7 protein-coding genes, 2 tRNA genes and 1 pseudogene are annotated in these 5,728 nt (G+C 71.4%); 7 read left to right on the top strand and 3 right to left on the bottom strand.

Translation table 11 applies throughout. The annotated features are described in order from the left end of the window. The first annotated feature begins 189 nt into the window (after positions 1-189). A complete protein-coding gene (locus ACLU3S_RS35310) occupies positions 190-390 on the top strand; it encodes a hypothetical protein (RefSeq protein ID WP_413956065.1) in 201 nt (66 codons plus the stop codon). Between the two features lie 222 nt (positions 391-612). Here the strand turns inward: ACLU3S_RS35310 and ACLU3S_RS35315 are convergent, their stop codons facing one another. Beyond that, positions 613-1,173: a CGNR zinc finger domain-containing protein gene (locus tag ACLU3S_RS35315; RefSeq protein WP_413956060.1), complete on the bottom strand. Its 561-nt coding sequence runs from the start codon at positions 1,171-1,173 to the stop codon at positions 613-615. A 290-nt stretch (positions 1,174-1,463) separates the two neighbouring features. Continuing rightward, on the bottom strand, positions 1,464-1,877 hold the full coding sequence (locus ACLU3S_RS35320; protein ID WP_004002642.1) for an SsgA family sporulation/cell division regulator: 414 nt from the start codon (positions 1,875-1,877) through the stop codon (positions 1,464-1,466). 191 nt (positions 1,878-2,068) lie between these two features. Here ACLU3S_RS35320 and ACLU3S_RS35325 point away from each other — a divergent pair, with 191 nt between their 5' ends. The 4 genes from ACLU3S_RS35325 (at position 2,069) to ACLU3S_RS35340 (ending at position 3,888) form a co-directional block, all read left to right on the top strand. Continuing rightward, a complete protein-coding gene (locus ACLU3S_RS35325) occupies positions 2,069-2,548 on the top strand; it encodes a TIGR02611 family protein (RefSeq protein ID WP_413956061.1) in 480 nt (159 codons plus the stop codon). 85 nt (positions 2,549-2,633) lie between these two features. After that, positions 2,634-2,705: transfer RNA gene (locus tag ACLU3S_RS35330), tRNA-Val, on the top strand. A gap of 625 nt (positions 2,706-3,330) precedes the next feature. Continuing rightward, positions 3,331-3,777 (top strand): SRPBCC family protein, encoded by a 447-nt coding sequence (locus tag ACLU3S_RS35335; protein ID WP_413956062.1) that lies wholly within the window; start codon positions 3,331-3,333, stop codon positions 3,775-3,777. Positions 3,778-3,816: 39 nt separating this feature from the next. After that, positions 3,817-3,888, top strand: a tRNA-Val gene (locus ACLU3S_RS35340). 107 nt (positions 3,889-3,995) lie between these two features. Here ACLU3S_RS35340 and ACLU3S_RS35345 read toward each other — a convergent pair. After that, positions 3,996-4,721 (bottom strand): 3'-5' exonuclease, encoded by a 726-nt coding sequence (locus ACLU3S_RS35345; protein WP_413956063.1) that lies wholly within the window; start codon positions 4,719-4,721, stop codon positions 3,996-3,998. A 168-nt stretch (positions 4,722-4,889) separates the two neighbouring features. On the opposite strand from ACLU3S_RS35345, the gene ACLU3S_RS35350 reads away from it, so the two are divergent. Continuing rightward, positions 4,890-5,456: a DUF4365 domain-containing protein gene (locus ACLU3S_RS35350; protein ID WP_413956064.1), complete on the top strand. Its 567-nt coding sequence runs from the start codon at positions 4,890-4,892 to the stop codon at positions 5,454-5,456. Further along, positions 5,453-5,728: pseudogene (locus ACLU3S_RS35355) on the top strand (hypothetical protein); the annotation flags it as partial. The gene ACLU3S_RS35350 and the pseudogene ACLU3S_RS35355, both read left to right, overlap by 4 nt.

Raw genomic sequence — 5,728 nt, forward strand, 5'->3', positions numbered from 1 at the left:
GCCGCGCCCCGGACCGGCGGCTCCGGCGAGGACTTCAGCGACATCGAGGCCATCCTCAAGAAGCACGGCATATGACAGTCACCTGACTCGCTGAAACGACTGAAACGACACAGTGGGTCCTCGGACGTCCGGAATCGTTCACCAGCCGGGCGCGACCACACGGATTCGGCGAACTCCCGCAAGATCCGCGTGCTTGATCGCGAATGGGGCGCCGGGTGCGCCATCATCGGCCGCGAGATGCTGGACACGACACAGAGCGAGGCCGCGCCGCCGGAGGACGAGCCTCGCGGGTGCCTATTCGCCCTCTCCCAGCCACCGCTGATGATCTTCCTTGCGGTGATCGGGTGTCTGCTCCTCATGGCTGCGCTGCACGACCTGCTGTGGCTGTGAGCCGTACACGCCCGTCCCGGCGCCACCCGCCGGGACCGGCGTCGCCCCAGGGTGTCCCATACTCCGTCGCTCCACCGCCCGCGTCCCCGCGTGCGGCGTGTGTGCCGCTCAACGGGTCGCTTCCCTGAGCGCGGCGGTATGTGCTGCTCAGCCGGTCGCTTCGCGGTGTGCGGTGCGTGTGCCGCTCGGCGGGTGCCTGCCTGCGGCCGGCCCGGACGCCGCTCAGCCGGTCGCTTCCTTGCGCCGTGCCCGGTAGGCCGCCACGTGCAGCCGGTTGCCGCAGGTACGGCTGTCGCAGTAGCGGCGCGAGCGGTTGCGGGAGAGGTCCACGAAGGCGCGCCGGCAGTCCGGTGCCTCGCAGCGCCGCAGCCGCTCCTGCTCCCCGGCCACCACGAAGAAGGCCAGCGCCATCCCGCAGTCCGCGGCGAGATGGTCCGCCACGGAGGCGCCCGGCGCGAAGTAGTGCACATGCCAGTCGTAGCCGTCGTGGTCCGTCAGGCGCGGAGTGGTGCCCGCCGCGGCGACCAGCTCATTGATCAGCCCGGCCGCGGACCGGGCGTCGGGAGTTGCGAAGATCGCCGCGAACCGCCCCCGGACCCGGCGCACCGCCGAGAGATCGAACTCCGTCAGCACACCGACATCGCTGATCTCGTGCCTTCCTACGAAATCCGCGAGAGCCGGCACATCGGGCAGTCCGTCCGCCGTCGTCTCGTCCTCCGGCGCGGTGTTCACCAGATCCACCACGGTGTCGAGGGCGCACCGGGTGTCGTGGGTGATCAGCACGTTTCGCTCCCTGGCCTGGGGGTCGGGCGGGCGCCCGCCGATGCTGGCCGATGGTAGCGACAACCGTGCCCACCGCACCGGTCCCTGCCCGACCTCGACCGCCCGGGCAGCCTCTGTGCGCCACGGGTTCCCGACGCCGCCGCGGGCCGCGGACGGCCGGGGACGTGCCGACAGGCCGACGTCGTCCCGCGAGCTCACGATGACGACGCCGGCCTGTGCCGTATGCGGTTGTCTTGGCCCGAGCCGTCTCCCCGAGTGGACGGCGCCGGGCTGCTCAGAAGGGCCGCGGCCTAACTCTCCGCCAGGATGTGCGAGAGCTCCTGATCCAGATCGAAGTGCCGGTGCTCCGTGCCGGGCGGCACGGCGGCGTCGGTTCGCTTCAGGAAGGACTCCAGGGCCCGCGCAGGGGCCTCGAGCAGTGCCTCCCCCTCCGGGGAGCTCAGGGCGATGCAGACGACGCCCTGACCATGGCTGCGGGATGGCCAGACGCGGACGTCGCCGGTGCCGGTGGGCCGGTGCAGCCCCTCGGCGAGGAGGTCGCGGGCGAACACCCACTCGACGGTCTCCTCGGCTCCGGTGTGGAAGGTGGCGTGCACGGCGTAGGGGTCGGCCGTGTCGTACCGCAGGCCTGCGGGGACAGGCAGGGAGGACTCGCTCGACACAACGAGGCGCAGGTGCAGCTCGCAGCTGACCGTGGTGTTCATAAGCGCCAGGGCCTTTCGCTCAGTGTGCGCTCGGGGATTCGCACGTCGGCGAAATCGACATGCCACCTACGGTGCCGTTGTAAACCCCTCTGAGGGTTTTGCGTGTCTTTACGTAACTCTTCCGGCCGAGAACTCGTACCGGATCTACGACCATTCCGGTGACCGGAATCACTCAGGTAGGGTTTGTCCGTATGAATACGGGGAGTGACGAGTCGGGCGAGGCCGCCGGGGCAGCCGACAAGGCGAGGGAGGGCGAACAGCGGCCCGGCGCGCCGGGTCCCGATGGGGAGGGCGAGCGCGGCCTGGGCTCCCGCGCGCCCGCATTCGTCAGGGCGCGCCCGCTGCTGCACCTGAGCTGGCAGGTCGGCGTCTTCGTCGTCGGCCTGGCGGTCGTCGCCGGCGGCGTCCTCCTGCTGCCGCTGCCCGGTCCCGGCTGGGTGGTGATCTTCTGCGGCATGGCGATCTGGGCCACCGAGTTCGTCTGGGCCCAGCTCGTGCTCCGCTGGACCAAACGCAAGGTCACCGAGGCGGCCCAGCGGGCGCTCGACCCCAAGGTGCGCCGTCGCAACGTCATCCTGACCGTGATCGGGCTGCTGGTCGTCGCGGTGCTGGTGGGGATCTACGTGCGGAAGTTCGGCCTCGTCATGCCGTGGCACGTCCGGCACCAGTGAGCCGCCCCCGGGGCCCTCGGCGCCCCTCGGCTCGGCCTCCGGTCGGAGGCACCCCCTGACATGGGGTAATCTTCTTCCTGCGCCCGGGCGATTAGCTCAGTGGGAGAGCGCTTCGTTCACACCGAAGAGGTCACTGGTTCGAACCCAGTATCGCCCACCCGGACCGACGGCCCACCTGCTCCTTCGCGGGTGGGCCGTCGGCGTACGCGCGTCCTCGCGGGCTCGCGCGCGGCGGGCCGTGCCGGCTCGCACGGTGACGGAGCGCGGCGGGTGACCGGTGGAATCCGGCCGCGATGGTCCTCTTTCCGGTTGTGCGCAGGAAAAGCGGCTCGCCGGATCACGCTTGAAGCGATTCACCCGTGTATCACGCAGACCGCGACGCCGCGGAAGAGGCCGGTGGCGGGAACGGGAACGGTGACGATCCGTTACCCCGGAGAGACGGGTGAGTGGGCCGAGAAGATCGGCCGGGCCATCGCGCTCTTCAAGAAGAGAAGGCTCCGGCGCGGACCGCCGGTGGAAATCCCTCGGACCTTTTACGGAATGCCGTCGGATTTCTCAGGAAGTAGGACCGGAGGGGAATACTCCATCTCCTCAAGTCGCAGGCGGAAGGGGCCTCTGATCCCGGCTCACTTCCGACACGGCGTCACGTGCGCTCGGCGGTCGTCGAAGGGGGCGCCGGCGCACGGGCGGCGGCGCCCCCGTTCGAGTGTGGCCTGCGTCACGGTGCGGCGCGTGCGTGCGTGCACGCGGATCGGTCGTCGCGCAGCGGGCAGACTCCGCCCATGGACTGGACCCGCTACCAGCTGAGCAGCCTGTGGTCCCTGCCCGCCGCGCCCACCGCCGTGTACGCCGTGCTGGAGCGTGTCGAGGACTACCCCCGCTGGTGGCCGCAGGTGCGCTCGGTGACCCGACTGGACGACACCACAGGCGTCCTCGTCGTCCGGTCCGTGCTGCCGTACGCCATCTCGCTCACCGCCCGCGCCACCCGGCGCGACCCGGACGCCGGCGTCCTGGAGATCGCCATGACCGGCGACCTCGAGGGCTGGGCGCGCTGGACCGTCACCGCCGGCGGCGCCGGCACTCTGGCCCGCTTCGAGCAGGTCGTCGACGTGCGCAAGACCCTGCTCAGGCGGCTCGCGGTACCGGGACGCCCGGTCTTCCGCGCCAACCACCGGCTGATGATGCGGGCCGGACGGAGCGGACTGCTGCGTCACCTGGAAGCGGTTTGAAGGATGCGCGCCGGGACCTGTATTGTTCAGTGCGTTCCCGGGCGATTAGCTCAGTGGGAGAGCGCTTCGTTCACACCGAAGAGGTCACTGGTTCGAACCCAGTATCGCCCACCGGGAGAGAGCCGGTCCGCAGCAGCGGACCGGCTCTTCTTGTTCGCCCCGGTGGTGGCGCCGCCGTGTCACAGCGGGCGCCCGTGCCCGGCGGGCGCCCCGGGGCGCTAGGCCGCCGCCGGGAGGTCCGGCCTGAGGGGCCACTCCGTGCTGACGATCTCCTCCGAGCCGCTGCGCGCGAACCACGCCTGCAGCCCGCGCGCCTGCGCCGCGTGCCAGTTGGCCTGGAGCGTGTGCAGCTCGGCGGGGGTCAGGCGGTCCAGCCGGGTCGCGAAACGGCGGCCCAGGGCCCGGACGACGTCCAGCGCGGCCAGCGCGTCCGCCGCCGCGTCGTGCGCGCCCTCCAGCGCCACGCCGTAGTGCGCGCACAGGTCGGTCAGCGTGCGGCGGCCCTTGCGGTAGCGGTCCAGGTGCTTGTCCAGCACCCGCGGGTCCAGCACCCTCAGCGGCACCGACTCGAACCAGCGGTCCAGCGAGGACGCGCGGTGCCGGCGCAACTCCCGGTCCAGCAGCGTCAGATCGAAGGGCGCGTTCATCACCACCAGCGGGCGGCCCATCGCCGCGTGCTCCGCCAGGTGCTCGGCTATCTCGTACATCACCGGCGCCGGCCAGCGGCCGTTGCGCTGCAGGTGCTCCTCCGTCAGCCCGTGCACCGCCGTCGCCTCCTCCGGCACCGGCACGCCCGGGTTCACCAGCCAGCGGGTGACCCGAGGCCGGTTCCCCGGCGCGTCCTGGACGACGACGGCGGCCGACACGATCCGGTCGGTCTCGACGTCCACACCCGTCGTCTCCGTGTCGAAGGCGGCCAGCGGCCCCTCGTACCAGGTCGTCATGCCAACCCAACTCCTTGTTCACCCACGGCAGGTGACGTTCCGTCTTCTGCCCGTTTGGTGATACCCGGGCCGTTTGCGCCGTACGCCGGAAGGACACAACAGAGATACGGGTCTTTGCAGTTCAGCGGCCCGCAGCGGGGAAACTCTTGGCTTGGAAGGCTGTTGGTCATGGCCATAGCGCAGCCCGAGCGGGGCGGGCTGCTGCCCGATCGCGCGGGCCACCTTCGCGGCACGCTCGCCACCACGGCCTGCATGGAGACACTGCAGGTCGGCTATCTGCACGCGGTCGCCGCCGCGGCCGGCTGCTCGCTGTCCCAGCCCTTCCCGGACAACGGCATCGACTGGCACGTCAGCCACAGCGCGCCCGGGCACACCGTCGACGACGAGGTCACGATCAAGGTGCAGCTGAAGTGCACCTACCAGGTCGCGCCCAACCCGCCGGGCCGCTCCTTCTCCTTCACCCTCGACAACGACCACCTGCGCAAGCTCGCCCGCACACCCGTCTCGGTGCACAAGATCCTGGTCGTGATGCTGGTCCCGCGCTCCCAGGACGACTGGCTGCGCGCCAGTCACGACCGGCTCGACCTCAGGCACTGCTGCTACTGGGTCAACCTCGCCGGCCACCCGGTCACCGGCCGGAACCGGACCACCGTGCGGATACCGACCTCGCGCATCTTCGACGACCGGGCGCTCTGCGAGATCATGACGCGGGTCGGGACGGGAGGCAGGCCATGAGAAGCCGTTCCTACGGGGAGCCGCCGCGGCAGGCCCGGCCGCATCCGGACGACCTCCCCTGGAACCGGCCCCCGGAGCCCGCCGAGGTCGACCCCGCCGTGCTCGGCGCCCTGCTGCACCGGCACGGCTGGCAGCGTCGCGGCGGCGCCCCGGGGCGCTACGGCCGCTGGACCCCGCCGGGGCCGGGCGGTGGCGGGACCAGCCTGCTGGTGCCGGAGAGCCGTGCCTTCCCCGACAGCGAGGACCTGCTCGGCGAGGCCCTGGACGCCCTC

The sequence above is a fragment of the Streptomyces sp. AF1A genome, from assembly GCF_047340315.1.
In the GTDB taxonomy this organism is placed as follows: domain Bacteria; phylum Actinomycetota; class Actinomycetes; order Streptomycetales; family Streptomycetaceae; genus Streptomyces.

What these genes read in the sequence shown, in the direction of transcription:
- ACLU3S_RS35335 (WP_413956062.1), top strand. Translation starts at nt 3,331, where the DNA reads ATGGACTGGACCCGCTACCAGCTGAGCAGCCTGTGGTCCCTGCCCGCC.
- ACLU3S_RS35350 (WP_413956064.1), top strand. Translation starts at nt 4,890, where the DNA reads ATGGCCATAGCGCAGCCCGAGCGGGGCGGGCTGCTGCCCGATCGCGCG.
- ACLU3S_RS35345 (WP_413956063.1), bottom strand. Translation starts at nt 4,721, where the DNA reads ATGACGACCTGGTACGAGGGGCCGCTGGCCGCCTTCGACACGGAGACG.
- ACLU3S_RS35320 (WP_004002642.1), bottom strand. Translation starts at nt 1,877, where the DNA reads ATGAACACCACGGTCAGCTGCGAGCTGCACCTGCGCCTCGTTGTGTCG.
- ACLU3S_RS35325 (WP_413956061.1), top strand. Translation starts at nt 2,069, where the DNA reads ATGAATACGGGGAGTGACGAGTCGGGCGAGGCCGCCGGGGCAGCCGAC.